Annotated in this window: 20 protein-coding genes and 2 riboswitches; of the genes, 18 read left to right on the plus strand and 2 right to left on the minus strand. The window is 37.8% G+C overall.

Annotation, left to right across the window (positions count from 1 at the left end):
- Window positions 1-207 precede the first annotated feature (207 nt).
- The 10 genes from WQ54_RS26180 to WQ54_RS26225 all read left to right on the plus strand — a co-directional run bounded on the left by WQ54_RS26180 (window position 208) and on the right by WQ54_RS26225 (window position 15,086).
- Window positions 208-1,323: a 5-methyltetrahydropteroyltriglutamate--homocysteine S-methyltransferase gene (locus WQ54_RS26180; protein ID WP_046588866.1), complete on the plus strand. Its 1,116-nt coding sequence runs from the start codon at window positions 208-210 to the stop codon at window positions 1,321-1,323.
- Window positions 1,324-2,087: 764 nt separating this feature from the next.
- A complete protein-coding gene (locus WQ54_RS26185) occupies window positions 2,088-2,669 on the plus strand; it encodes a DUF4256 domain-containing protein (protein WP_046588868.1) in 582 nt (193 codons plus the stop codon).
- 574 nt (window positions 2,670-3,243) lie between these two features.
- A riboswitch (guanidine-I (ykkC/yxkD leader) is annotated at window positions 3,244-3,368 on the plus strand.
- 127 nt (window positions 3,369-3,495) lie between these two features.
- Window positions 3,496-4,845, plus strand: a complete 1,350-nt coding sequence (locus tag WQ54_RS26190) for an APC family permease (protein ID WP_046588869.1) — start codon at window positions 3,496-3,498, stop codon at window positions 4,843-4,845.
- 114 nt (window positions 4,846-4,959) lie between these two features.
- A riboswitch (guanidine-I (ykkC/yxkD leader) is annotated at window positions 4,960-5,097 on the plus strand.
- Window positions 5,098-5,223: 126 nt separating this feature from the next.
- The gene (locus WQ54_RS26195; protein ID WP_046588871.1) at window positions 5,224-5,967 is read left to right on the plus strand and encodes an urea amidolyase associated protein UAAP1; all 744 of its coding nucleotides are present in this window, start codon (window positions 5,224-5,226) and stop codon (window positions 5,965-5,967) included.
- Between the two features lie 21 nt (window positions 5,968-5,988).
- On the plus strand, window positions 5,989-6,639 hold the full coding sequence (locus tag WQ54_RS26200) for an urea amidolyase associated protein UAAP2 (protein WP_046588875.1): 651 nt from the start codon (window positions 5,989-5,991) through the stop codon (window positions 6,637-6,639).
- A 23-nt stretch (window positions 6,640-6,662) separates the two neighbouring features.
- On the plus strand, window positions 6,663-10,301 hold the full coding sequence (gene uca / locus WQ54_RS26205) for an urea carboxylase (RefSeq protein WP_046588877.1): 3,639 nt from the start codon (window positions 6,663-6,665) through the stop codon (window positions 10,299-10,301).
- On the plus strand, window positions 10,301-12,046 hold the full coding sequence (gene atzF / locus WQ54_RS26210; RefSeq protein ID WP_046588880.1) for an allophanate hydrolase: 1,746 nt from the start codon (window positions 10,301-10,303) through the stop codon (window positions 12,044-12,046). The genes uca and atzF overlap by 1 nt, the downstream gene beginning before the upstream one ends.
- A 202-nt stretch (window positions 12,047-12,248) precedes the next feature.
- Window positions 12,249-13,208: a D-glycerate dehydrogenase gene (locus tag WQ54_RS26215; RefSeq protein WP_046588881.1), complete on the plus strand. Its 960-nt coding sequence runs from the start codon at window positions 12,249-12,251 to the stop codon at window positions 13,206-13,208.
- A gap of 116 nt (window positions 13,209-13,324) precedes the next feature.
- A complete protein-coding gene (locus WQ54_RS26220; RefSeq protein ID WP_046588883.1) occupies window positions 13,325-13,984 on the plus strand; it encodes a M50 family metallopeptidase in 660 nt (219 codons plus the stop codon).
- A 43-nt stretch (window positions 13,985-14,027) separates the two neighbouring features.
- Window positions 14,028-15,086 carry a phosphotransferase gene (locus WQ54_RS26225; protein ID WP_046588889.1) on the plus strand — a complete coding sequence of 353 codons (1,059 nt, stop codon included), beginning with the start codon at window positions 14,028-14,030 and terminating at the stop codon, window positions 15,084-15,086.
- Window positions 15,087-15,179: 93 nt separating this feature from the next.
- On the opposite strand, the gene WQ54_RS26230 is transcribed toward WQ54_RS26225, so the two are convergent.
- Window positions 15,180-15,944, minus strand: a complete 765-nt coding sequence (locus WQ54_RS26230; protein ID WP_046588891.1) for an N-acetyltransferase — start codon at window positions 15,942-15,944, stop codon at window positions 15,180-15,182.
- Window positions 15,945-16,198: 254 nt separating this feature from the next.
- Window positions 16,199-16,372 (minus strand): SE1832 family protein, encoded by a 174-nt coding sequence (locus WQ54_RS34435; RefSeq protein WP_197089676.1) that lies wholly within the window; start codon window positions 16,370-16,372, stop codon window positions 16,199-16,201.
- Between the two features lie 475 nt (window positions 16,373-16,847).
- On the opposite strand from WQ54_RS34435, the gene WQ54_RS26235 reads away from it, so the two are divergent.
- The 8 genes from WQ54_RS26235 (at window position 16,848) to WQ54_RS26270 (ending at window position 26,925) form a co-directional block, all read left to right on the plus strand.
- Complete coding sequence (locus tag WQ54_RS26235; protein ID WP_046588893.1) at window positions 16,848-17,798, plus strand: sugar kinase; 951 nt, start codon at window positions 16,848-16,850, stop codon at window positions 17,796-17,798.
- Window positions 17,799-17,811: 13 nt separating this feature from the next.
- Entirely contained in the window at window positions 17,812-18,447 is a 636-nt protein-coding gene (locus WQ54_RS26240) for a bifunctional 4-hydroxy-2-oxoglutarate aldolase/2-dehydro-3-deoxy-phosphogluconate aldolase (RefSeq protein ID WP_046588895.1), read from the plus strand.
- 254 nt (window positions 18,448-18,701) lie between these two features.
- A complete protein-coding gene (locus WQ54_RS26245; RefSeq protein ID WP_046588897.1) occupies window positions 18,702-21,026 on the plus strand; it encodes a helix-turn-helix domain-containing protein in 2,325 nt (774 codons plus the stop codon).
- A 169-nt stretch (window positions 21,027-21,195) separates the two neighbouring features.
- On the plus strand, window positions 21,196-22,830 hold the full coding sequence (locus WQ54_RS26250; RefSeq protein WP_331435249.1) for an extracellular solute-binding protein: 1,635 nt from the start codon (window positions 21,196-21,198) through the stop codon (window positions 22,828-22,830).
- 266 nt (window positions 22,831-23,096) lie between these two features.
- The gene (locus WQ54_RS26255) at window positions 23,097-23,954 is read left to right on the plus strand and encodes a sugar ABC transporter permease (protein ID WP_084822346.1); all 858 of its coding nucleotides are present in this window, start codon (window positions 23,097-23,099) and stop codon (window positions 23,952-23,954) included.
- 19 nt (window positions 23,955-23,973) lie between these two features.
- A complete protein-coding gene (locus tag WQ54_RS26260) occupies window positions 23,974-24,849 on the plus strand; it encodes a carbohydrate ABC transporter permease (RefSeq protein WP_046589093.1) in 876 nt (291 codons plus the stop codon).
- Window positions 24,850-24,915: 66 nt separating this feature from the next.
- A complete protein-coding gene (locus tag WQ54_RS26265; RefSeq protein ID WP_046588899.1) occupies window positions 24,916-26,034 on the plus strand; it encodes an alginate lyase family protein in 1,119 nt (372 codons plus the stop codon).
- A gap of 120 nt (window positions 26,035-26,154) precedes the next feature.
- Window positions 26,155-26,925, plus strand: coding sequence for a sugar phosphate isomerase/epimerase (locus WQ54_RS26270; RefSeq protein ID WP_046588902.1), 771 nt, complete (start codon window positions 26,155-26,157; stop codon window positions 26,923-26,925).
- Window positions 26,926-26,937: the final 12 nt, after the last annotated feature.

A 26,937-nucleotide genomic window follows, 5' to 3' on the forward strand; every position in this document is an offset into this window, starting at 1 on the left:
GCAAACACTAATAAAAAGGGATTTCTAGCATTTGACTTCCTATTTATTGTGTGAGTGGGGTCTGACCCTTTCTATTTTACATAGCGTGATTATTCCAGTACTATCGTAAACTATGATCCCATTATTTGCATTAGTCTGCTAAATAATGGGATAATTTTGATGATAAAAGGATTAATATATTTACATCTAGAAGAGGAGACGAAACGATTGATTGAAACACAATGTAAGGCACCGTTTAGAGCAGATCATGTAGGCAGTTTTTTAAGACCTGAGCGTTTAAAGCAGGCGAGATTGCAAAAACAAAACGGAGACATAACAGCTGAACAGCTGCGGGCAATTGAAGATGAAGAGATCATCCGCCTTGTTAAGAAGCAGAAAGAAGCAGGAATACAGGCCGTAACAGATGGTGAACTTAGACGAGCTTGGTGGCATTTTGATTTCCTTGGCGGATTACAAGGGGTAGATTTCTATGAAACTGAGCGAGGCCTGCAATTTCATGGAGTAGAGACCAGAGCACATGGTGTGAAAGTAACTGGAAAAGTTGATTTTGGCGATCATCCATTTATTAAGGATTATAAGTTCCTGCATTCGGTAGCGGGTGAACACGTCGCGAAATTTACCATTCCAAGCCCGAATATGTTGCTAGCGAGAGCTCAGGTTGATGAGCTGGTATATCCGGATCAAGAAGAGTTAATTAATGATTTAATTAATGCATATCAAAAAGCGATTCAAGCATTCTATGATGCAGGCTGCAGATACTTGCAATTGGATGACACTTCATGGGCATCTTTATTTTCTGAGGAAAACAGAGAAAAGCTTAAGAAAAATGGCCAAGATCCCAAAAAAGCAGCTGAAAACTATGCGAGGGTTATTAATGAATCGATTAAGAACAAACCAAAAGATATGGTTATAACCATGCATATTTGCAGAGGAAACTTTAAATCGACGTATACTTCAACTGGGGGATATGATCCTGTATCAGAAGTTATTTTTGGCGGCTTGCAGATAGATGGCCTTTTCTTAGAGTTTGATGATGAGCGATCAGGCGGATTTGAACCGCTGCGTCATGTAAACCGCAGCGATCTTCACATTGTGTTAGGGTTAATTACCTCAAAATTTGGAGAATTGGAGAACCAAGAATCAATTAAAGCAAGAATTGAAGAAGCAAGTAAATATGTAAGCAAAGAACAGCTTTGCTTAAGCCCGCAATGCGGATTTGCTTCTACAGAGGAAGGGAATCTATTAACGGAAGAACAGCAGTGGGCTAAGATCCGTCATGTTGTTGCGATTGCAAATGATGTTTGGAGATCTAATAGTAACTAACAAAAAGAGGATGGCTTAACAATCGTAACAGGCTCTCTTTGGGAGTGAAAAATAATAATGAATATAAAAATGGCAGACCAATTAACAATGAAATGGTCTGTCATTTTTTATTGATAAAACAAGCTTTTTATTTGTAATCGCAGTAAAAATGGAGTGAATATAGCATATAAAATGACATTGGACAATAACTATTGAGCTTGCTGATTAAGGCGCTATTCTTATAGCGATAATAAATGTTAAATACTTAAGTGTTTATTATAGGAGTGACTTGGCAATGGTATTTATCAAACCGAAGGTGAAGAACCTGAAAAAAACAATTGGCAAGTCTCTGAAAGTACGATTTCTTTAGTCAAGGCTTACTCAGAATACTGCGATTACAGTGAAGGAGAAAGTATTGATATGTTCTAAGTGAATTTGAAGAAAGATGGGAATGGGCATTAAAGAAAAGCAATAACATGCGTTTGTTAAAGGTGCTGGATAATGAAACACAGGAAGAGCTAATTAAGTGCCCTTTAACGAATATCAAAATTGGCTGTTAAATCTCCTATTCTTTCAACAGAATCATCTTAAAGTATGAAGGATTTTCCACTTCTTAACCCTAATCAGTTTGCTGATAAGTACCGCAAACAATTACTTCATCCCGCATCATTATATATATGAGGATGGTAAATTTCTCTAATTAGTTTCAGAAAAAGATATAATATAAAACAATATTTATTTATACTTAAAATAATATGAGTAAAAACAATAAAGGGGAAACGGATATGACAAATGGAAATAAAATCGGCAATGAAAAGGAATTGTTACAAGAACAACGCGAAGATTTACTCGAAACATTGAAAGTCCGTTTTGAGAAAAACATGAACCGCCATAAAAGTCTTGAATGGGATAAAGTCCAAGCAAAGCTGGAAGCTTATCCTGAAAAACTGTGGTCGCTCAATGAAATGGAAAGAACCGGCGGCGAACCAGATGTTGTTGGTCATGATAAAAAGAAGGACGAATACATTTTTTATGATTGTTCAGCGGAAAGTCCAAAAGGTCGCAGAAGTGTTTGTTACGATCGCGAAGCCCTGGAGCAAAGAAAAAAACATAAACCAGAAAATAACGCTATTGATATGGCAACTGCCATGGGCATTGAACTATTATCAGAAGAACAATATCGAGAGTTGCAGAAGCTTGGAAATTTCGATATGAAAACGTCGAGCTGGGTGCAAACATCCTCTGATATTAGAAAACTCGGCGGTGCCCTTTTTTGCGATTATCGCTTCGGGCACGTCTTCGTGTATCACAACGGTGCGGATTCTTATTATGGTGCCAGAGGGTTCCGGGGCTCGCTAAGGGTCTAAAATTTAGCAGCGCAGCTAAATTGAATTTGTGTACAGTTTTCCTGGGGAAAGACTTTCATTTTATTCTGTAACTATCGGGTTGCTTTATGTGAAGAAGACCATCGAAAAGATGGTCTATTTTTATGCTCAAAATTTCAATATTATCATTTAACTCAGCCTAATCAATAAATAAAAGAGCTGGAATTTTCTGCTCTTTTTTGTGGTTTAAATTGTTAGTATACATGTTAATTTTAATGGGATTTGACCTTAAAATATGGGGTTCCCTCCCACAAGAAAGCCCGTTACAAAAATTGAGTCATCTCTTTTTTAAAAAAACTAAGGGCTGTTTTCAAGCATCGTTGTTATTAGGGCAAGCAGTGATTTAAAATTCGTGTTTTGCTGGAAGTTCGAGGATAGAATGATGAGCATTAAGCCGTAAAAAACGGATGTTAGAAAGTAACAAAATAGCCAAATTTTAAAAAGAATGTCATGTAATCTAACATGTTGATTGCTACTGCTTTTTACCAACACTATACTTTAATTAATCCACACTACTTAAAATGGTATAAAGATTCTCTTCATTTTGATTGAGAATAAAAAAGCTGTCTAGGGTTCCGTTGATAGATGTAAAATAATCGGTCAAGACTGGTCCAAGAGAGAGCGTATAGAATTTACTTTTTGTATCTTCTATATACACGGAAGGATAAAAGCCTGGGAGATCACATCTCCTTAGGCTTTTATTTTTTTCCTCAAAAAGTATTTTCCCTATTGCGTAAAAACGATTGGACAGTTTCATTTATTTCATAATTTCTGAAAATTTAAAATTATATGAAAAGAGGTAATGGAGATGACGAAAACTACGGAATTAAAGAAATCCCTTAAGCTCTTCAGTGTTGTTTTTCTTGGTCTGGCATGGATGACGCCAATGATCTTTTTTACGGTTTATGGTGTTGCCTTTGAAGCAGCAGGAGGTATGCTAGCAGCAGCATATGTAGTGGCGTTTTTGGCCATTTTCTTTACTGCCTACAGCTATAGCCAAATGGTTAAAGCATATCCGATCTCAGGGTCAGCTTATACCTATACCAAAAAGGCGATTAATCCGCAAATGGGCTTTCTAGTTGGATGGGCGCTTTTACTTGATTATATTGTTTCGCCCATTATTGCCTGTTTAACCTTTGGACTTTTTATGAATGCTCAATTCCCAAGTATCCCGTTTTATATTTGGATTATCGTATTAAATCTTGTCCTTGCTTTCGTTAATATTATTGGAATTAAGTCCGCTGCTCGAGTTAGCGGATTATCGGTTATCCTTCAAGTGGTTTTTATTTTCTTTTTTTGTCTATTCGTTATAAAAGATATTGTCAACGGCGGGGGAGGGACTTCATTATTCTCAATACAGCCCTTTTTCTCATCTGAGTTTGAAATATCGACGATTTTCTCAGGTGCAGCTTTAATCTGTTTTTGCTTTTTAGGCTTTGATGCCGTGACAACGATGGCTGAGGAAACAGTTCAGCCAAAGAAAGTCATTCCAAAAGCGATTTTCTTAATCGTCTGCATTGCAGCCGTTCTCTATATATCCGTCTCTTATTTAACTCAAATTGCTTATCCTGACTTTGCTTTTGAAAACTCTGATACTGCTGCATTCGAACTTGTTCAAATCGTTGGTGGGAACTTGTTGAGTGCAGTATTTACAACTGTGTTGATCGTTGCCATTTTCACTCAAGGTGTTTCCTCAGTGACTAGTGTTTCTCGGTTCATCTATGCATTAGGAAAAGAATCAATTCTTCCGAAAAAAGTGTTTAGTTATGTTCATCCGAAATTTAAAACACCAGTACTAAACATCGTGTTCGTTACGATTATTTCTTTTGGTTCAATTGTCATTGATCTTGATACAGCAGTAACGTTTGTCAGTTTCGGAGCTCTTACGGCTTTTACCTTTGTCAATTTATCTGTTATTGCTCATTACTATATAAGAAATAAGCAGCGGACTTTAAAATATTCATTGCTTTATCTTGTCTTCCCATTGGTTGGTGCTGGATTTATTGGCTGGTTGTTAACCCTGTTAGAAAAGCAAACACTTTTGATTGGAACAATCTGGCTTCTTCTGGGGTTTATCTACATAGGGGTTCGATCAGCCTTAGTTAAAAAGTCTGCTTCTGGTTTAAAAGATGGAAAAGTGGCTATAGAGAATAGATGACATAAAAAACAATGTTAGAAAATGTAACATGAATGATGCAGCAGAATTGAGATTATCTTACAATGAATTTACTGAATGACTTAAAATTAAATAAAGGTTCTCATAATGTGAGGACAAAAAGCTGTCTAGGGTTCCGTTCTTTATGTTGGAGAATTCCCTCCTTCCACATACAAGAAGTCTGGTCCGAGAGAGAGCGTATAGGTAATGGACCCCTCTTACCTATATACACGGAAGGATAAAAGCCTGGGAGATTAATCCCAGGCTTTTATCCTTTTTTATTTTCTGTAAAGCAGGACGAATAACTTAATTTATTTCATTTAAGCCTCAAACTACGAAGCGGAGTCATACGAATTTCTAAGAATAGGGAGGAATCGTTTTATGAATAGCATATGGAACAAAACCATTCCAGCAGGTGGCAAATGGTCGGGAGTAATTGGAAAGAGGAAACTAATTCGATTTACAGCTTTAGGAGAAAACGCAAATCTTTCAACATTAATGTACCATGCAGCAAACTTATCGGAACGCTACAATATGCCTGATACGCTTAAAGCACAGCATACTGCTCACTTGACAAAAGGACATGTGCTAATGAGTGACAATGGAAGAGTGTTAGCAAGTATTGTTGAGGATAGCTTAGGCTGGCATGATAGCATCTCGGGTTACACAACACGCATGCAGACAGATGGAAAATATGGGGCAACGAACTATCAAAAACTACGTAATGATTGGCTAAGAAGCGGTGAAGAAAACCTCTTGGTGGAATTAGTGAGAAACGGATTAGGATCTCGAGACTTGGGCCCAGTCCTTAACTTGTTTTCTAAAGTTTACTGTGATGAAAAAGGTAATATGCACTATACGGAAAATCATTGCCGAAAAGGTGCGACCGTTACCCTTAGAACAGAAATGGACACTTTATTTATTTTCTCTAATACACCAAATCCTTTAGATCCCAATCGTGATTATCCATCCGTACCCATTACAATCGAGGTATTTGATGCGAACCCGGTAGAAAGTGATGATATTTGCTTAAATTATCGACCAGAGAACCGCCGAGCTTTTGAAAATACATGGGAGTATAACATATTACTAGGAAATGCTAATCCGGTTGCTGTTACTAAATAAAATAAACGGGGAGGAAGAAACATGGCAGTCTTAAACTATACGGAAAGTCCGCGAAAAGAAGAAGACGCAATTTATGATCAAACGATTCTTGCCGGTGAAGGGTGGATGCATGAGCTTTTACCAGGTCAGGTGTTAAGAATAGTAGATTTAGAGGGAAACCAAGCGGCGGATACGCTTTTTTACAATGCTGAAAATCCAGATGATCATTATAGTGCAGTTGCAACCATAGCTGGGCAAGGCAATATTTATTTATCAACGGGCACGATTTTACGCGCTGAATCAAATAAAGAGCTGTTAAAAATTGTGGCAGATACCTGTGGCTGCCATGATACATTAGGCGGTGCATGCTCGGCACAAAGCAACACAGTTCGTTATTCTCACGATACACTTCCCATGCATAATTGTCGTGATACATTCATGCTTCAGCTTGCAAAGTATGATGACACATATACAAAACGCGATTTGGCTCCTAACATCAACTTTTTTATGAATGTTCCTGTAACCCCTGAAGGAGGACTCCAATTTGCAGATGGTGTATCAGCTCCGGGAAGATATGTAGAAGTCCAATCAATTGTAAAAACGATCGCCTTAATCAGCAATTGTCCACAGTTGAACAATCCATGTAATGCATATAATCCAACACCGATCCGCGTGCTGATCTGGAATAACTAGTTGAAAAGACAGGAGTGATAGATATGTTTAAAAAGATACTTATTGCAAACCGCGGGGCAATTGCAGTACGAATTGAACGTACGTTAAAAAGACTTGGTATTTCTTCTGTTGCGGTTTACACAAAAGCAGACCAAGATAGTTTGCATGTTGATAATGCCGATGAAGCTGTGCTGATCGGCGAAGGGGCAGCAAAAGACAGTTATTTACATGCAGAATTAATATTACAAACAGCGCTTGAGACTGGTGCAGATGCAATTCATCCAGGCTATGGGTTTCTAAGTGAAAATGCTGATTTTGCCAGGGCATGTCTTGAAAAAGGAATCGCATTTATTGGACCTTCTCCAGAGCAAATGGAAATGTTCGGATTAAAGCATTCAGCAAGGGAAATTGCTGAAAGAGCGCGTGTTCCAATGCTATCTGGAACTAATTTAATTGATAATTTAGAAACTGCTTTAAAGCATGCTGAGAAAATCGGTTACCCTGTTATTTTAAAAAGCACGGCAGGGGGCGGCGGAATTGGGATGCGTGTATGTCAGGATGAGGCAGAGCTAAAAGCTGCGTATGATGGTGTCCGTCATCTTGCAGAAACGAATTTTAAAAATGGCGGTCTTTTTTTAGAAAAATATATAGAAAAAGCCCGTCATATCGAGGTACAGATTTTCGGAAATCAATTTGGAGAGGTTGTTTCGTTAGGGGAACGTGACTGTTCCATACAACGGCGCAATCAAAAGGTGATTGAGGAAAGTCCGGCACCAAATCTATCAAATGAAGTACGTGAAAACATGTTTGCTGCTGCAAAGCGGTTAGCAAGTGAGGTCGGATACAGAAGTGCAGGAACCGTAGAATTTTTGTATGATCCTCAAAGTTCTGAGTTTTATTTTTTAGAAGTCAATACCAGATTGCAGGTTGAACATGGTGTAACAGAAGAGGTATTAGGGGTGGATTTAGTTGAGTGGATGGTCAAGGAGGCGGCAAATGAATTAACAGATTTACAATCTCTTATTCATAAGCCAATAGGACATAGCGTCCAAGCTCGGATCTATGCGGAAGATTGTCTTCATGATTTTCGCCCTAGTGCAGGTCAGCTGGATCAAGCCATATTTTCAAGCCTTTCAAGGAATGAAACATGGGTAAGAGATGGAATCACGATTACTTCATTATATGATCCAATGCTAGCAAAGATCATTGTTCACAGTGAAACAAGAAAAGAAGCGATCGCTAAATTAGTTCAGGCCTTAAGTGAAACACGCCTATATGGCATTACAACCAATCTTCAGTATTTACAAAGCCTGCTAATGGAAGAGGATTGCCTGGAAGGTAATGTTTATACGCGGATGTTAAATGGTTTCAATCCTGTTGAAAATGCCTTGGAGGTATTAGATGGCGGTGTGCAAACAACCATACAGGATTGGCCGGGAAGAACTGGCCATTGGGATATAGGTGTTCCTCCTTGTGGTCCAATGGATCCGCTATCCTTTAGGATCGGAAACAAATTATTAGGAAATGATGATTATGCTCCAGGATTGGAACTCACTTTGCGGGGCGGTTCTTATCGGTTTCGAAATGAGATGTGGTTCTGCTTAACCGGAGCTGATATGGAGGCATTGCTGGATGGTGAGGCTGTTCCAATGTATAAACCGATTTCGGCTAGAAATGGCCAGGTACTATCGTTCGGAGAGGCGAAAGTTGGGATGCGCACATATTTGATGATCGCTGGCGGTTTTGATATGCCAAAAATTTTAGGCAGCTCATCAACATTTACACTTGGAAACTTTGGAGGCCATGGTGGCCGGGCTCTCCGCACAGGAGATGTGTTAGCTGTTGGTCATCACATCAAACAAAGTTATTATCAAGAACTTCCTGCTTTGCACCAGCCGCGAATGAATCGCTCATGGAAAATTGGTGTTATTCCCGGACCGCATTGTACAGAAGAATTTTTGCAAGAGGGTTATTTAACCCAGCTGACAGAAACGAAATGGGAGGTTCATTTTAATAGCTCTAGAACAGGCGTCCGTCTTGTTGGGCCTAAGCCGCTTTGGGCACGGGAGGACGGAGGAGAAGCAGGGCTGCATCCATCCAATATTCATGACAATGCATATGCAATTGGTACGTTAGATTTAACAGGCGATATGCCGATTCTGCTAGGTCCCGATGGTCCTAGTCTTGGGGGATTTGTTTGTCCAGTGACGACTGCATCTGCGGAATTTTGGAAAATTGGTCAGCTTCATCCTGGGGATACTGTCCAATTCCAGCTCATTACATTAGAAGAAGCTGCCCGTTTACGAAAGCTGCAGGAAAATAATCTTAAAGCGATTGGTGATAACGAGTTCAATCTTTTAAACAAGGTTGAAATCATACAAGCAAAGAAAGTTTTATCTTCAGATTATCCAGTGCTGGCATTTGAGAAACACAATCGTAATTTTCCAATCACCATTCGTTGTTGCGGCGATGAACACTTATTAGTAGAGTACGGGGAAATGGAGCTTGACTTATTACTTAGATTTCAGGCCCATGCATTAATGGATGCTATCCAAAATAGCAGCGAAATACCTGTATTAGACTTAACACCCGGTATACGCTCATTGCAAATACACATTGATGCCTCAAAAATAACAGTGAAAGAAACAGCTGAAAAGGTATTAGAAATTGATAGAAGGCTCCCGGCTCTTGAATCCATCCAAGTACCATCAAGAATTGTTCGTTTGCCGCTTTCATGGAATGATCCCTCTGTACAGCTTGCAACAGAACGATATCAGCAAAATGTCCGGTCAGATGCGCCATGGTGTCCGGATAATCTAGAATTTATTAGAAGAATAAATGGACTTGAAAGCATTAAAGATGTAAAAGATATCGTCTTTTCTGCCAATTATCTTGTACTTGGCCTAGGGGATGTCTATTTAGGTGCACCTGTTGCCACACCAATTGATCCCAGACATCGTCTTGTGACAACAAAGTATAATCCTGCGCGTACCTGGACACCTGAAAACGCTGTAGGCATCGGCGGTGCATATATGTGTGTATATGGAATGGAGGGACCGGGAGGCTATCAATTTGTTGGAAGAACCATTCAAATGTGGAACAGGCTTCGTTCTACAAAGAGTTTTGAACAGGGCAAGCCATGGTTATTACGCTTTTTTGATCAAATTCAGTTTTATCCGGTAGAAGCTGATGAATTGCTGGAGATGCGTGAGAACTTCTTACGAGGCAGATTTGAGGCGGATATAACAGAAACAACATTTGATCTTGGTGAATATTTGACATTCCATGAAGAGATTAAGGAAAGCACCAAGCAATTTAAGGTTCTCCAACAAGAGGCCTTTAAAGCAGAACGAGAAAGATGGAAGGAACTAGGGATTGCCGAGCACGTTTCTGAGGAAGAAACTGCAAGTGCTCATGATGAAGAAGTTCTTCCAGAAGGGGCAATACCTATTCACTGTACGATGCCTGGAAGTGTGTGGAAGGTTCTTGTTACACCGGGGCAAAATATGAAAAAAGGGGATGTTCTGATCATTGAGGAAAGCATGAAAATGGAATTTCCCCAAACAGCACCATGTGATGGAATCGTTGTTGAAGTGTACGTAAAACCTGGAGATGCTGTCCATGCAGGACAATTAATTGTCAGCATGTTTGAGGAAGTGAATGAAAAGGTGGGTGCTGTATAATGAATAAAATTGAATTACCCAAAAAACTAACACTAGCTTGGCTGCGTGAAAAATATCTTAAACATGAACTTACCCCAACTGAAGTAATAAACGAAATAATTAAGCGTGCCAAAAGAGATGAACGAATGAATATTTGGATAACACCGCCAAACATGGGGGATATTCAGCCAAATCTTGATCGTTTGCAATTGCTCGACATTGACTCGGCACCACTTTGGGGTATTCCTTTCGCCATTAAGGATAATATCGATTTGGCAAATGTCCCAACCACTGCGGGGTGTCCTGAATATGCCTATACACCAACAGAACATTCAACAGTTGTCGCACGATTAATCGAAGCAGGAGCCATCCCGATTGGAAAAACCAATCTTGATCAATTTGCAACAGGATTGGTAGGTACGAGAAGTCCATACGGAGAAACGCATAACTCTAAGCGGCCAGAACTCATAAGCGGCGGTTCAAGCTCCGGCTCTGCCGTTGCGGTGGCAAGAGGGCAAGCTGCATTTTCCCTTGGAACAGATACAGCAGGTTCTGGTCGAGTACCGGCAGCTTTAAATGATCTAGTCGGATTAAAGCCGAGTTTAGGAGCGTGGCCGACAAAAGGAGTTGTCCCAGCATGTGCGAGTCTTGACTGTGTCACTGTTTTTTCTCATAGCTTAGAAGATGCCAAGAAGGTTGATGCTATGGCAAGGGGAATAGATGAGCACGATCCTTGGTCACGCCAACTTCCATTTCCAGTACAGAAATTGCCTGAAAAAATCTGTTTACCAAGAGAGCCACTAGCGTTTTTTGGTCCATTTGCCAATGAGTATAAAGCTGCATGGGAACAAGCAATTAGTAACTTAAAACAATTAAATATTCCGATAGAATATATTGATGATCAATTATTTTCTGAAGCTGCATCCGTTCTTTATGATGGACCATTTGTAGCGGAACGCTGGGCTGATCTAGGAGGCTTTATTGAAGAGCATCCAGGTACTGCTTTTCCAGTAACAGAACAAGTATTGCGTTCAGGTGCCTCACCAAAATATGATGCTGCTTCCCTCTTTCATTCCATACATCGTTTACAGACATTAAAACGAAAAGCCAGCAATCTTTTAAAGAATGCCGTGCTTGTGATGCCAACAGCAGGCGGAACCTGGACTCGGGAGCAAGTAAGAGAAGATCCGATCAAAACAAACAGTGATATGGGGCGTTATACAAATCATTGCAACTTATTGGATTTATGTGCGGTTGCCATTCCTGCTGGAAAAGCTGCAGTAAATCTTCCATTTGGGATCACCTTCTTTGCTCTCTCAGAAAACGAAGGCATTATGACAGGTGCAGCTGAGGTTTTTATGGATCAAAATGAAAGTCCTGAAAAGAAAACATTTGTAGCGGTATGTGGTTTGCATATGCGAGGCTTCCCATTGGAAAAGCAAATGCTTGAGTTTGGTGCGATCTTTGTGAAGGAGGCAATCACAGCAGAAAAATATCAATTTATTAAACTCCCGACTTCCCCTGCAAAGCCTGGTCTTATCAAAAAGCAAACAGGCGGAAAAGCAATTGAATTAGAGATTTGGGAAATGCCATTTCATTCATTCGGAGAATTTGCTGCTCTTATACCAGCCCCACTTGGAATTGGTAAAGTGGAGCTTCAGGATGGTTCAGAAATACCAGGATTTATTTGTGAAGGCTATGCAGCAGATGGATCACAAGATATAACTGATTTAGGAAGCTGGAAGAAGCTAGAGGTAAAAGCTTAATAGAATCGTATGAAATTACTTTCATCTTACTTAATACCCTTGTCTTGTTAAAAACTAAGCAGGGGTATTTTTTATGAAATTTGTTCTTCTAATCAATTTCTTCTTTAAATAAGCAGGACTTTCTATTTATAAACTTGAATAAGTTTGTAACGGCCTTGCGAATAATGAGTGGTCTGAAGCTGATATTAGGAGTGGGAGAAAGTTGAAACAAACGGTCATCATTTACCGAAAAGTACCTGAGGATGTTCTAGCCTTATTAAAGGAAAAATTCGATATTAAGTATTTTAATAACTTAGAAACAGATCATGATCCTGATTTTCTGAAAGTATTACCTTCTGCACATGGATTGCTAGGTGCTAGCCTAAAAGTAAATAAGGAGTTCCTCGATCAAGCCCCCAATTTAAAAATCGTATCAAATATTTCAGTTGGCTACGATAATTTGGATTTAGAAGAATTGAAAAAAAGAGGTATCCAAGCAACGAATACACCAGGAGTATTAGTAGATACAACAGCGGATACTGTTTTTGGTCTATTGCTTGCAACAGCTAGAAGAATGCCTGAGCTTGATTTATATGTGAAAACAGGTAAGTGGAAAGGAACGAAGGACGAGGATTTGTTCGGTGTAGATGTTCATCATAAAGTTCTCGGTATTATTGGATTAGGGGACATCGGAAAAGCCATTGCCAAACGAGGCCATTTTGGCTTTGATATGGAGATTCTCTATCACAATCGCTCAAGAAATGCACAGGTGGAAAATGAGTTTAAGGCTGCATATTGTGAGCTTGACGAATTGCTGAGCAAATCGGATTATGTTTGCTTAATGACACCGCATACTCCAGAAACGGATAAGATGATCGGAGAAAGAGAATTCCGATTAATGAGAGACACAGCTATCTTTATCAATGGGTCAAGAGGTAAAAACGTTGATGAATCAGCGTTGATAAAAGCTTTGCAATCCGGACAAATTTTAGCTGCAGGTTTGGATGTTTATGAAACAGAACCGGTAAACAAAGATAACCCATTATTAAACCTTTCCAACGTCGTTACGCTGCCTCATATCGGATCAGCCACAAAAGAAACAAGGGAAAAGATGGCGAGGCTGGCAGCTGAAAATTTAGTAACCGGACTTGAGGGCGGCACTCCGCCGAATTTGATTATTTAATAGAATGTGGGACAGAATAAAAGTTCTGTCCCATATTTAATTAATCATGATTGATTATAGATCCGAAATTTTTCCTAGACTAAAGAACATAACCTGAAAAAAGGGGAATGTTTTAGTTGGAAAATCTACTAACAAATCAAATCGTTGTTTATTTAATCGCTGCATATATTTTGTCCCATGTCCCAATTATTGGACGCTATCTTACAATGATCAATACATTGATTCATGAAAATGGCCATGCTCTAGCTGCGCTGTTTCTTAATGGCAAGGTTTATTCAATTAAATTATTTATTAATACGGCAGGAGAAGCGGTTACAGGCCAACGCGGATGGTTTTCAAGTGTAGTGATTTCTTATGCTGGATATACGTTTTCTTCTCTAGCCGCTTATGGCTGTTTTATGCTTCTGAACAAGGGAAATAGTCGTTTCATTTTATATGCATTTTTAACGATTGCAATCATTAATTTACTGCTGTGGATAAGAAATCTGTATGGGGCTGTTTGGCTTATTTCATTTATTGCTCTATTCGGATGGACGTTATATAGCGGGAATGGCACCATTCAAACATTTCTTGCCTATTTTCTGTCATCAGTCCTATTAACAGAGTCTGTTTCTTCTGCCTTACAAATTTTTATGTTAAGCATAGTAAAAAGTAAGTCAGCAGGAGATGCAGCAAGTTTGGCTCATTATACGAAAATTCCTGCCTTCCTATGGGGATTTGTTTTTTTCTTTCAATCTCTCTATGTTGCGTTTATTGCCATTCGCAACCTTGTTTGATTTAATCTGCGAATCTTTTGTTTGCCTGAGGAGGAGGGCACATATGAAAACAAAATACCTTATTGATGATGAGATACTTATCCTGCAACTTCATAAAGAATACTGTATTCAAGCTGTGAGTGTAGAATTTATTCCGATGGGTGACTCAGCATACTCATACAGGGTGAATTGCTGTAATGGGGATACCTATTATTTGAAATTGTTTGATCATAAGCATGACAGACAAAGAAAAGCAGTTGAAAGGCTTCAAAACTATTTGCCATTAACTTGGACATTGTACCATAGCTGTTATCTGACTAATATTACATACCCAATTAAAAAACAAAATGGTGAGTTTATAACAACATTTAATGACTTAACATTTGTTTTGTTTCCGTTTATTGAAGGAGAAACATTGGCAGAAGCATACCCTTTCTCAAAAGAGTTGTTGAATGAAGTTGCAAAAGAAATGGCGTTAATCCATCAGGTTCCAAAGAATATCGCCATTACCTTCATAGAAAAGGAAACATTTGATATTTCCTTTGAATCTGACCTATTAAAATGTTTGTCAGTGCTTGAGGGACCTGCTACAAAAAAAAGCCAAATAATAAACAGTTTAAGAGATCAGATAGTCGTAAAAAAAGAACAAATTATATACTTACTAAAGCTTGTTCGCAAACTGCGTGTTCTTGCACTAGATGAGAACAAAGACAAGGTTTTATGTCACGGTGATCTGTGGGGAGGAAATTTAATTCTTCAAAAAAACAAGCTGTTTATCATTGATTGGGAAGCAGCAATGATTGCACCACCTGAATTTGATTTGTTTAGCTATTTAGGTGATGAATTTGAAGTATTTCTCACCTCTTATCAAAAGTATATAAACCATACTATTTCTTTAAATCTAGATTTATTAAGATTTTACTCCTATCGCCATCACCTTCGAAATCTGGCAAATTGGTTAATGAATATTCTTTATCGAAACACTGACGAAGCTCAAAATGAAAATGATCTAGAAATGATCATTTATCATTGCATGAACCGTTGGGATAATATTGAACCAAATATAATAAAGGCAGAAGAAATCATAAAAAAAGTTTCTTTAGAAGGAAAAACTAGTAAATGATCTCACAGTTGCGAATAGAATGGATAAAGACGATAAAAAATCCAACCAGTCATCATCTTGGTTGGATTTTTTGTTATACTTATATAATGATTACTAGGATAGTATTCTATAGTGGTGTCTGGATAATGGAGTAAAGCCCATCTTTTTATAAAGCTCAATTGCGGATTGATTTGTTTGGATAACCTGTAAATACATATGATGTCCACCATTTTCAGATGCCCATTTTGTAAGAACATTCACGATATGGGTGGCGAACCCTTTTCTGCGATGCTGCTTGTTGACTACAATATTGCAAATGCACGCCCAGCCATCCTCTAAGATAACTGTACCAAGACCAATTGTTTCCTCTTGTTCTGAAATACGTAAAAAGGTTTTTAAAGGTTTTATCGATGAAAAAATATGAGCATATGCTTCATGTCTCTCTGAAGTAAAGCCTTCTAATTGAATAAATTCTTCAATCCATTTATAATCTGGCTCTGATAAGCACTCGATGGTCCATGAAGGTTTATTCACAGAATGGGGTAATATATCCTCACAAGATGCCGTCATTGTAAAACATTCATCAACTTTTTCGTATCCTTTAGATTCTAATAAAACATCCAGCTCTTTTGGCGAAACTTCGCTTATGTAAAAACATGGAGTGATTGATTTCTCTCGATAAAACGTTTCAATCTTTTCCAGCCACATTGGATCCTGTGGCATTGATCCGAGGGCATGGACGCTATTTGCTCTTTTCGTCACACCAAATGTAGCTCTCATTTTCCAATTTTCAACGGTTTCTTGGGTATAACAAGGCCAAGCATTTGCTGCTAATTGCTCAATAAAATTGATTAGGCTCACATCAATCTCTGTTTTCATCTATAGCCCTCCATGATTGTTCTTTAAATGGTAAATTAGACTCATTCTTACCAGGTTAATATTATATTTATAAAGTAATATGCAAATTAATCATTTGAGGTATTTTTGTATCATTTTATAGTTTTCTTTTTCCGTGTTCAGTCCTTGAGCGGCTTTATGAAGGACATCTCATCTGCATTTTTTTGGGAATTTTATCCTTCCGCACTTTTATGAAAAGGAGGGGCTGCTTTTTTTATCGCAGCCCATATATTCCATTATTCATTTAGATGTGAATATTGATCTTTTAATTCAGCTTCTATTTCCTGCAATCTTTCTTCCAATTTTGTAATGGAATGTCCAGTTGATTCAAGCTTTTCAATATCCCCTTGAATACGAATATACTCCATTTTCAATCCTGATATTTTTTGATTGATTGTCTCTTTTTTCATTTTTTCATGATCCCCCTAAATAATGTAATCTCTATGTAACGTGTTATAGACAAAATTCCATTTCAGCTTGCAGGTGTTTGATTATACGTTTTCTGCAAAAATAGGATCTTAATTGAGCATTTCTTAGTGAATTTATTTATGCCCAATTTAGGAGAAAAGACCTTTTATGATAAACACGGTTTTAATAAACACATTATCTCAATTAATCTTTCCAGAGACAAGCACACCAACATATTTATGTGTTTCAGCGATTAAAAAGGTCTTATTTGTTTGTATTTGTTGAAGGAAATGGTGTTTTCAGCTCTTAACATAGCTATTATCTTAAAAACTAGGAAACTACATAATTCGGTTTAGTAAATTAAAAAAATAGGTAGAGAAATTTTTCAGGCAAAGATATACTAGTCATATTAGAATTTTGAAAAACTAGTTTACGGTCTTTACAGGACTAAAGCAAATGATTGAGGGAGGATGAAAGATGGATGTTGTAACACTAGGTGAATCTATGGTAGTGTTTACGCCGAACAGTGATGGATTCATGCGAAATGCTACTCAATTTACAAAAAAGATTGGCGGTGCAGAATCAAATGTCGCAATCGGGCTTGCGAGATTAGGCCATCATGTTGGCTGGATTAGCAAGCTTGGGGATGATGAATTTGGAAAAGCTATATTAGCTGCTTTAAAAGGTGAGAATGTTGATGTAAGCAAAGTGACATTTGATCAAGAGGCACCAACCGGTATTTATTTTAAAGAGCCAAGAAGACAAAATAATATGAGAGTTTATTATTATCGAAAAGGGTCAGCAGCTAGTAAGCTATCACCAAGTGATCTTGATAACGGATATCTTTCAAAAGCGAAATATCTTCATATTACAGGGATCACGCCAGCGTTAAGTCAAAGCTGCAGGGAAACAATCTTTGAAGCTATTAGACTGGCTAAAAACAATGGAAGCACCATTGTATTTGATCCAAACCTTCGTACAAAGTTATGGGACGCGGAAACAGCAAGAAAAACATTGCTTGAAATTTCTGCTGAAGCTGACATTATTTTACCTGGGGTTTCAGAGGGCGAATTTTTATTTGGTGAAAGTGACCCACTTAAACTAGGAGAGTTATTTTTAAATCATGGTGCATCAGTTGTTGTCATGAAAATGGGTGCTGAAGGTGCATATTATTTTACTGAGAAAGAGAGCGCTTTAATTCCTGGGTTCCCTGTTAAACAAGTGGTTGATCCAGTTGGAGCAGGGGATGGGTTTGCAGCAGGCTTCCTATCAGGATTGTTAGATGGTTTGGAACTTAGCAAGGCTGTAGAGCGTGCAAATGCAGTTGGAGCTCTTGTCACAATGGTAAATGGTGATGTTGATGGATTACCTGAACGAGACGAAGTAGAGCAATTGTTATCCAAAAATGGTGAAGATGTAGTTCGATAAGGAGGAAATATTCATGAGTCATATTGAAATCATTAAAGAAACTGGTGTGGCAGCAGTTATTCGCGGCGCAACAAAAGATAATATTGTTGCAATCGCAAAGGCGTTAAAAGAAGGTGGAGTAAAAGTATTAGAAATTACGGTCGAAACGCCTGGGGCATGCGGAGCGATTGAAAAAGCATCACAGGAATTTGATGATGTGCTTGTAGGTGCAGGTACAGTGCTAGATCCTGAGACTGCTAGAACGGCAATCATGTCAGGAGCAAAATTTGTATTTTCACCAACAACAAATGTCAAAACTATTGAAATGGCGAAGAGATATGGTGTTGTTAGTATCCCTGGTGCATTAACACCTACTGAAATTTTAACGGCTTTTGAAAGCGGTGCAGATTTAATTAAGGTCTTCCCTGCAAACGTATTCGGACCTAGCTATATCAAGGATATCCACGGCCCAATGCCGCAAATACCGATTATTACAACCGGTGGCATTTCCGTTGATAATGTTGGAGATTATATTAGAGCAGGTGCTGTTGGGGTCGGTGTTGGCAGCTCACTAGTTAACACGAAAAAGGCATTAACAGATGAATATTTAAGTGAAATTACCGCAACAGCTGGGAGATTTATTCAAGCGATTAAAGAGGCTAGAGGATAATTTCTAAAGGGCGACCTATCATGATGGTAGGTTGCTTTTTTTGTATTTTTAGATTTTGATATGAGAACTAACTATCTTTTTTGCTAATTAAAATGCTTCTGTTTCATATTGGATTTAAAATAAAGCGTTTACATTTGCTGAACAAAAGGGCTAGTATTATAGTAAAATCACAAAAAAAGCTGTATAAGGGGTTGAAAGAATGAAGTTCATAATTGTAGTTGATGAACCAACGATGATCATTAGGGAGGGGTTTTATGAATTTTTGTAAGCGTTTCACTATGTTTGGTAAAAACATGAGCAGAAGACGAAAAACTGTTTTTTTAAGGTTGATGTATTCGAATATAATCATCCTTTTATTACCTATGATTTTTGGAACGCTATTGTTTAACAAAATTGAGTCAATCATGATACATAATGCAAATAAATCAAATATAGCCTTGCTTGAACAGGTTAGACAGGTAATGGATAACAGATTGAAAGAGGTTGAACAGCTTTCAATGCAAATCCATTCAAATCAAAAATTAAACAGCCTTCTTAACGAGCCTCACTCCAGCAATTATAAATATATAGAGTTAGTAAAGGAGCTTGCAAAATACCGAGTTATTAGTACCCATATTAACGATTATTATGTGTACATGTCTGAGCCAAATGTGATCCTTTCACCTACGATGAAAACAAATCCTTTCCTGTTTTTTAAACATATTCAAATATATCATAATATTCCTTTTAAAGACTTAATCAATACCAGGCTGTCCGGTCATCATTTTCAACAGTACTTCCCTTCCGAGAAAGTGAAGATGGGGTATCATGAAAAAAATATCATTTCCTTTGTTCAATCCTTACCTTTTGGGGAAAGAACCGATATTAAAGGTGCTCTAGTCATCAATATTGATGAGCAGCAAATCAGAGAGATGCTAAATCAAATGGAATGGCTAAATAGCGGATCGATCTACATATTGGACGAGCACAAGAACATTATCATGTCCACAAATGATAACAAAAATATTCTTGCTGAGCTCAAACCATTGTTTCATAACAAAGAGGGTTCCTTGACACATAAAATTAATGGCAAAGAAATGACTGCCTCCTACGCAACTTCTACAAAAAATGGCTGGACCTACGTCTCGATTGTGCCAAAAGAAATTGTATTATCTCAAGTAAATCTCGTGAAATCTTGGGCATTTGCCTTAATACTAGCAGCTTTCATCATCGGAATTATTGCTTCGTATTATTTAGCCAATCGAAACTATAGGCCAATTCAAGAGGTAGTAACTGCGATTTTAAATGGCAACAATCGTTCGAAGGGAAGTTACTCAAATGAAATAGACTTTATTAAACATACCATACTCAGTTCCATTGATGAACAAACCCAGCTTAATCGGATTGTCTCCCAGCAGGCCCCGGTCATTAGGGCTGATTTTCTTTCACGTTTGATTAGGGGACAAGTCAATATAAGCACAATAACTAACAGGGATTTAGAAATAATGGGTGTAAGATTAGTTGGAGACTATTACCGAATCCTCACAATTCAAATTGATCGTTTAAGCCAATTTATTAATGAGAATACAGAAACGGAGTGGGCCTTAACAAGGTTTATCGTTTCTAATCTCAGTGAAGATCTCCTTAAATGCAAAGGCTATACAATCGAAGTAGAACGTGATCAACTCGTCATTTTGCTTAATCATAAGGATTCATCAGAGGTAAACGAAACTTGGGTTACAGCATTTATTCATGAGCTAAAGGATATATTAGCTCAACGTTTTATGATAAGAATAACGGTGGCAGTTAGTCAAATTCACTGTAGTATGGCGGAGATCTCCGAATGCTATAGTGAGGCTGTGATGGCATTAGATTATCGGATAGTTAAAGGAACAAATTCAATCCTTTTTTACTCGGATATAAAAGATAGTAAGGGTCATGATTATCATTATCCAATGGAAACAGAGGTCCAATTATTCAATTATGCAAAAAGCGGCGACTTTGTAAATATTGAGAAAACCCTTGACCGAATTTTTCAGGCTAATGTACATTCTCAAAAATTGACTCCGGAACTAAGTAAATGCCTATCCTATGACTTATTAAGTACTTGGTTTAAGTTGCTAAGTTCAGTTAATGAAGAAGATAAAAAAAGGATCATGGACGTGAACAGCCCATTTAAATTAGTATCTGATAGCAGTACAGTGGAAGAAATTCAGCAAAATATCAAACGTTTGTATGAAGAATATTGCACATATATAAATGACTCCAAAACAAATCACAATGAACGATTATATCAGGAAATTATCGAGTTTATCGAAGAAAATTATCATGACTGCATGTTTAGCCTTAATAAGATGGCAGACCATTTTAATATGAATTCATCTTATTTATCAGCCTTCTTTAAAAAACAGGGCGGACAAAATATGTCTGATTTCATTACCCAAAAGCGGGTAGCTGAGTCAAAAAAAATGTTAGCTGATCAAACGCTTACTATTTCGGAAATCGCCAAAAAGGTCGGATATTCTAATAGCGTAGGATTAATAAGAGTTTTCAAAAAAGTAGAAGGAATACCTCCAGGAAAATATCGAGAAACACTCTAATTATTAGAAAATATAAAGGATAGATAATGAAAATAAAGAAATGATAATCCCAATTCTATATGTCTGTTAATCAATCAAAAGGATGTATTATATACGATCCTGTCTTTTTTTCTTATGCTAAAGACAAGTCAGTTGACTTAAATAAGAAATTGAAAAAGGAGGATTTACATTGGGTCAAAAGAAATTGAAAACGCTTTCTGTATTATTATCTTTATTGATGGTATTCGCTTTAGGAATTGCTGGATGCTCTAATAAACAAACAGTAAAACCAGCAGAAACAAATACTAAAGAAGGTCCAAACCCAGAGGATGTAGGTTATCCTGAGAAGCTTACATATTGGGTAGAGTTAAATCCAAATGTTTCAGTAACATCTAAAAGCTTAAATGATGTAGGGGTATATCAAGAAATCGAAAAAGCAACCGGAACAAAGGTTGAATTCAAGCATCCATCAGGTGAAGGCGATCAAGTTACCGAACAGTTTAACTTAATGATTGCTTCTGGAAATCTGCCTGATGTCATTGAGTATAGCTGGCTGACTGTTCCAAAAGGCCCTGACAATGCCATTAAAAATGGTACCATTATAAGGCTAAATGAGTTGATTGAGAAGTATGCACCAAATTTTTCAAAATATTTAGATGAACACCCGGATATTAAAAAAATGATCATGACAGATGACGGAAATATCTATAGTTTTCCATTTATACGTGGAGATGAATCTTTGAAGATATTTATGGGACCTTTATTGCGTAATGATTGGCTTAAAAAGCTTCAATTAGACATTCCCTCCACGATTAGTGAATTTGAAGAAGTATTGACTGCTATTAAGGAAGGGGATCCAAACGGTAACGGCAAGCAAGATGAAATCCCGCTTTTACTGGAGTTAGCAGATATTAAAGGTACAGGTGCATTTGCAAGTGCATGGGGGATCAGCCCTTGGTTCTACAATGATAACGGTACGGTTAAATTTGGTTCAATTCAACCTGAATTCGGTGAATTTCTTACTACGATGAACAGCTGGTATGAAAAAGGCTTGCTAGACCCTGATTTTGCTGCAATGGATTCGAAATTAAGGGATGCAAAAATGACGGGGAATCAGCTTGCAGGCCTATATTCATATACAGGCAGCGGTATTGGGAAATATACGGGGTTAATGAAAGAGAAGTATCCTGATTTCGAACTTTTTCCTGCACCGCATCCTGGTTTAAAAGAAGGCCAAAAAGCTGCAATGGGACAAAAGGACAATTCAATTCCCGGGAATGCAATGGCTGCTATTACAACTTCAGCAGAAAATCCAGAGGAAATTGTGAAATGGCTTGATTTTGCTTACTCTGAGGAAGGACATATGCTATTTAACTTCGGGATTGAAGGAGTCAGCTATGAAATGAAAGATGGATATCCAGCCTATACAGCAGAGATAACAAAGAATCCAGATGGTCTTCCATTTACTCAAGCAGCAGGAAAATATATTAGAGCTTCGTATAACGGTCCATTCGTCCAAGACAAGCGATATATTGAACAATATGCCGAGTTGCCGGAACAGAAAGAGGCGATTAAAATCTGGGATGAATCCGCAGAAAACAAGATTAATATGCCTCCAATCACAATGACAGCTGAGGAAAATGAGGAGTATGCCTCTATTATGAGTGACCTTGAAACATATTATGATGAAATGGTTATAAAATTCATTATGGGCGACACATCTATGGATAAATTCGAAGAGTTCGTCGAAACGCTTAAAGGTATGGGAATCGAAAGAGCGATTGAGCTTCAACAAAATGCTTTAGATCGATACAACAAGCGTTAGGACCAAGTTAACAAGAGTCATCTTTAAAAGAAAACCAGATTAATTGAAAGATATCAATGATGTGAATGTCGTGATAAGAAATTCGGAACACGACATTCACTGTTTAAACCACGCAATTTTAATAAATAGGGGTGATAAAATTGCCAGTTATCGGGAATGAGTCAAGCACGGTTAAGGTAAAAGAAAAAAGCAGAGTTCGAATCAAAATAACAGATTTAAATAAAAAAATAGTAAAAGATTTCAAGAGAAATAAATTAATTTACCTCATGTTGTCACCTGTTGTTTTATATTATTTAATCTTTCAATACGGGCCGATGTACGGTTTGCAAATCGCCTTTAAAGATTATTCACCAGCTCTTGGTTTTTTAGGAAGTCCCTGGACAGGTTTTGAGAATTTTCTAGAGTTTTTTAACAGCATCTATTTTTGGAGATTATTGCGCAACACCATTCTATTAAGTCTATATAGTTTGATTTTTGCCTTTCCGGCAGGTATTATTCTGGCCTTATTACTTAACGAGGTTAGGAGCAGCGTGTTTAAACGGAGTATCCAAACGATCACATATATGCCTCACTTCGTTTCCCTAGTGGTAATTGTAGGTATTTTATTTGATTTTACAGCAAGAGATGGAGTTATTAATGACATATTGGTGTTTTTATTTGGGATTGAACCTGTTGCCTATATGAGAGAAGCTAGTTGGTTCAGAACGCTGTTTATTTCATCAGATATTTGGCAGAATGTCGGCTGGAGCTCCATTATTTTTCTTGCGGCGATGTCAAATATTGACCCGACGTTATATGAGGCAGCCAAAATGGATGGAGCTAACCGCTGGAAGCAAATCCTGCACATTACAATACCGGGAATCATGCCGACCGTGATCATTTTGTTAATTTTGGCCATCGGAAAATTTATGACCGTTGGGGATGAGAAGATCCTGTTAATGTATAATCCAACAACCTATGAAACGGCAGATTCCATCGGAACTTATGTGTATCGAAAAGGGATATTAGAAAGCAATTTTAGCTTTAGTGCGGCAGTTGGTTTATTTAAGTCCATTATTGCATTTACTTTATTAGTTATAGCCAATAGCATTGCTAGAAAAGTAAGTGACACGAAACTATGGTAAAGGAGTTGATGGTTAAATGATGAAAAGGTCAATTGGAGAGCGAATCTTTGATTATGGAAATACAATATTCCTGACGATTTTGTCTATTGTTACACTTTATCCGTTAGTTTACGTCTTATTTGCCTCGTTAAGTGACCCTGCTTATGTAGCACAGTTACGTGGTATTATGCTCGCGCCAAAAGGATTTACACTAGATGCCTACAAAATGGTATTTACAAATCCTATGATCTCTACAGCCTACCTTAACACACTCTTTTATGTAATTGTGGGGACAACGGTTAATATCTTTTTAACATCACTTGGTGCTTATGCTCTTTCCCGGAAAAATGTGATGTGGAAAAACGTCATTATGTTTCTGATTGTCTTTACGATGTTTTTTGAAGGTGGAATTATTCCGTTGTATCTCCTTGTAAATGAAATAGGAATGCTTGATTCCCGTTGGGCGTTAATTTTACCAACAGCAGTTAGTGCATTCAATCTAATCATTATGCGTACAGCCTTTCAAGCGATTCCGGAAAGCTTAGAAGAATCTGCACGTATTGATGGAGCAAATGATTTTACGATTCTCTTCAAAATTGTTTTGCCATTATCAATGCCTGTTGTGGCAGTTATGTTGTTGTTCTACGGCGTATATCATTGGAATTCTTGGTTCCATGCGATGATTTTTATTCAAGATCGTGAGCTATTCCCGCTGCAGCTCATACTGCGTGAAATTTTAATTGCTAATGATACAAGTAACATGATGACAGGAGTAGGATCTGCTGATGCTATGCCAATTGGCGAGACCATTAAATATGCAACCATCATCATTGCAACGGTTCCGATTCTCCTTTTATATCCATTCTTACAGAAGTATTTTGTAAAGGGTGTCATGATTGGGGGGATAAAAGAGTAAAAGCAACCATATGTCCTAGCCTCATCATGCCAGTGAAAATGAGCAAGATTTGAGAGGAGGAAAAATATGCAGTTGAAAAGTAGAGAAATAGTCAATGATATTTTCGAAAAAGAAAGAGACTGGATTTTAACACAAGCTAATCATTCACTAAGTGAGAAGCCAGTGCATATTACCGATGCTTATAGCGATAAAAGTCCAGGGAGTATTCATGATTATTACTCAAACGGTGATTATTGGTGGCCAAATCCACATACGGAGAACGGATTGCCTTACATAAAGAGGGATGGTCAATCTTATCCAAATGTATTTCATGAACACCGGCAAATATTGCGAAGAATGAGAACAAATACGGCAAATTTGGCTGCGGGATATCTTCTTACTGAAAAAGAGGAATATGCCGAAATAGCCGTGCTTTTTCTGAAAGAATTTTTTCTGGACGAAAAAACAAGAATGAATCCACATCTTTTATACGCACAGGCGATTCCTGGTATATGCACGGGAAGAGGTATTGGAATTATCGATACGTTGCATTTGATCGATATTCCGATGGCTATTCGAGCAATTAAACCATCACTTGCACTTACGCCGGATATCTTGGAAGGGCTAAAGCGATGGTTCTCAGAATATTTAGAGTGGATGAGTACACATCCATATGGAAAAGAAGAAATGAATGCTAAAAACAATCACAGTGTATGCTGGTACGTGCAGGCAGCAGCCTTCGCTAAATTTACTGAAGATTCAGATATGATAAATTACTGCATTCAGCAATATAAATCCGTACTTATCCCGCAACAGATGGCTGAAGATGGGAGTTTTCCTTTGGAACTGGCTCGTACAAAGCCTTATAGCTATTCTATATTTGTGTTGGACAATTTGGTGACACTTTGCCATATTTTATCCTCTGATAAAGATAACTTATGGGACTTTCAATTAGAGGATGGAAGATCGATACGTAAAGGAATAGAATTTCTCTTTCCTTTTTTAAAGGATAAATCAACATGGAAGTTTGACCAAGATATTGAACACTTTGAGGGATGGCCGGCAAGAGTATCTTTCCTGTTGTTTGCAGGAATCGCTACTGGAGAATCGGAATATATCAAACTTTGGAAATCTCTCGACCGAGATCCTACCGATCAAGAGGTTAGAAGAAATATAGCCATACGTCAGCAGGTATTGTGGCTTTAAAAGCAGCACAAGAAAAAATAGTGGTTCTAGAATCCTTCCTCTATGGCGAATGGACTAATGAGAAGCTTTATTCAATTGTCTGAGAGTAATAAATCATTATTAAAATGAAGGAGAGATAAAATGGAAAATAAGTTTGCTGCTCAATTATTTACTTTAAGAGAAGAATTAAAGAAGGGAATTAAGCCAGTATTTAAAAAGTTAAGCGAGATGGGATGGGCGGGTATACAAATCTCAGCTTTGCCTTCTGGGTATGATCCATATGAGGTTTCAGAAGCATTGCAAGAAAACAACCTTGGTACCGCTGGCATGCATGTATCTTTAGAAAGATTGGAACAGGATCTTGAAAATGTATTAGCTGAAGCAAAGCTATTCAATACGAAGGATCTTGTGTGCCCATTTATTTCTCAGGAAATCCGCACAATTGAAGGCTACAAATATGTAAAGGAAAGGTTAAATGACATCGCAAGAAGAGCCGAAGGGTTTAGAATCAGCTATCATAATCATGCATTTGAATTTGAAACGGAAATTGAGGGGAAATCGGCACTTGAATATTTGTTAGACCCTGATTCTGAGAATCAAATTTTAGCAGAAATTGATGTTTTCTGGGTAAAAAAAGGTGGTCAGGACCCGCTGTCATTCATTCAAAAATATGCCCAGCGGATGCCAATCATCCACCTAAAAGATATGACAAAGGATGACCATGAAACATTTGCAGAAGTTGGCACAGGCAAAATTGATTTTCTCCCAATTTTAAAATGGTGTGAAAGCTCAGGTGTCCAATGGTATGCAGTTGAACAAGATAAATGCCCTGGAAATCCGATGGATAGTCTGCAAAAAAGCTTAGACAACCTTAAAGAAATGTCTAATCAGCTTCAAACAAGCACGAAATAAAGGGGATGATAG

The sequence above is a fragment of the Bacillus sp. SA1-12 genome (assembly GCF_000981385.1).
Classification (GTDB): domain Bacteria; phylum Bacillota; class Bacilli; order Bacillales; family Bacillaceae; genus Metabacillus.

Excerpts from the sequence above, each read along its gene's own strand:
- WQ54_RS26225 (WP_046588889.1), top strand. The coding sequence starts at position 14,028 with ATGAAAACAAAATACCTTATTGATGATGAGATACTTATCCTGCAACTT.
- WQ54_RS26200 (WP_046588875.1), top strand. The coding sequence starts at position 5,989 with ATGGCAGTCTTAAACTATACGGAAAGTCCGCGAAAAGAAGAAGACGCA.
- WQ54_RS34435 (WP_197089676.1), bottom strand. The coding sequence starts at position 16,372 with ATGAAAAAAGAGACAATCAATCAAAAAATATCAGGATTGAAAATGGAG.
- WQ54_RS26270 (WP_046588902.1), top strand. The coding sequence starts at position 26,155 with ATGGAAAATAAGTTTGCTGCTCAATTATTTACTTTAAGAGAAGAATTA.
- WQ54_RS26185 (WP_046588868.1), top strand. The coding sequence starts at position 2,088 with ATGACAAATGGAAATAAAATCGGCAATGAAAAGGAATTGTTACAAGAA.
- WQ54_RS26265 (WP_046588899.1), top strand. The coding sequence starts at position 24,916 with ATGCAGTTGAAAAGTAGAGAAATAGTCAATGATATTTTCGAAAAAGAA.
- WQ54_RS26230 (WP_046588891.1), bottom strand. The coding sequence starts at position 15,944 with ATGAAAACAGAGATTGATGTGAGCCTAATCAATTTTATTGAGCAATTA.
- uca (WP_046588877.1), top strand. The coding sequence starts at position 6,663 with ATGTTTAAAAAGATACTTATTGCAAACCGCGGGGCAATTGCAGTACGA.
- WQ54_RS26240 (WP_046588895.1), top strand. The coding sequence starts at position 17,812 with ATGAGTCATATTGAAATCATTAAAGAAACTGGTGTGGCAGCAGTTATT.
- WQ54_RS26255 (WP_084822346.1), top strand. The coding sequence starts at position 23,097 with ATGTTGTCACCTGTTGTTTTATATTATTTAATCTTTCAATACGGGCCG.
- atzF (WP_046588880.1), top strand. The coding sequence starts at position 10,301 with ATGAATAAAATTGAATTACCCAAAAAACTAACACTAGCTTGGCTGCGT.
- WQ54_RS26195 (WP_046588871.1), top strand. The coding sequence starts at position 5,224 with ATGAATAGCATATGGAACAAAACCATTCCAGCAGGTGGCAAATGGTCG.
- WQ54_RS26190 (WP_046588869.1), top strand. The coding sequence starts at position 3,496 with ATGACGAAAACTACGGAATTAAAGAAATCCCTTAAGCTCTTCAGTGTT.
- WQ54_RS26245 (WP_046588897.1), top strand. The coding sequence starts at position 18,702 with ATGAATTTTTGTAAGCGTTTCACTATGTTTGGTAAAAACATGAGCAGA.
- WQ54_RS26235 (WP_046588893.1), top strand. The coding sequence starts at position 16,848 with ATGGATGTTGTAACACTAGGTGAATCTATGGTAGTGTTTACGCCGAAC.
- WQ54_RS26260 (WP_046589093.1), top strand. The coding sequence starts at position 23,974 with ATGAAAAGGTCAATTGGAGAGCGAATCTTTGATTATGGAAATACAATA.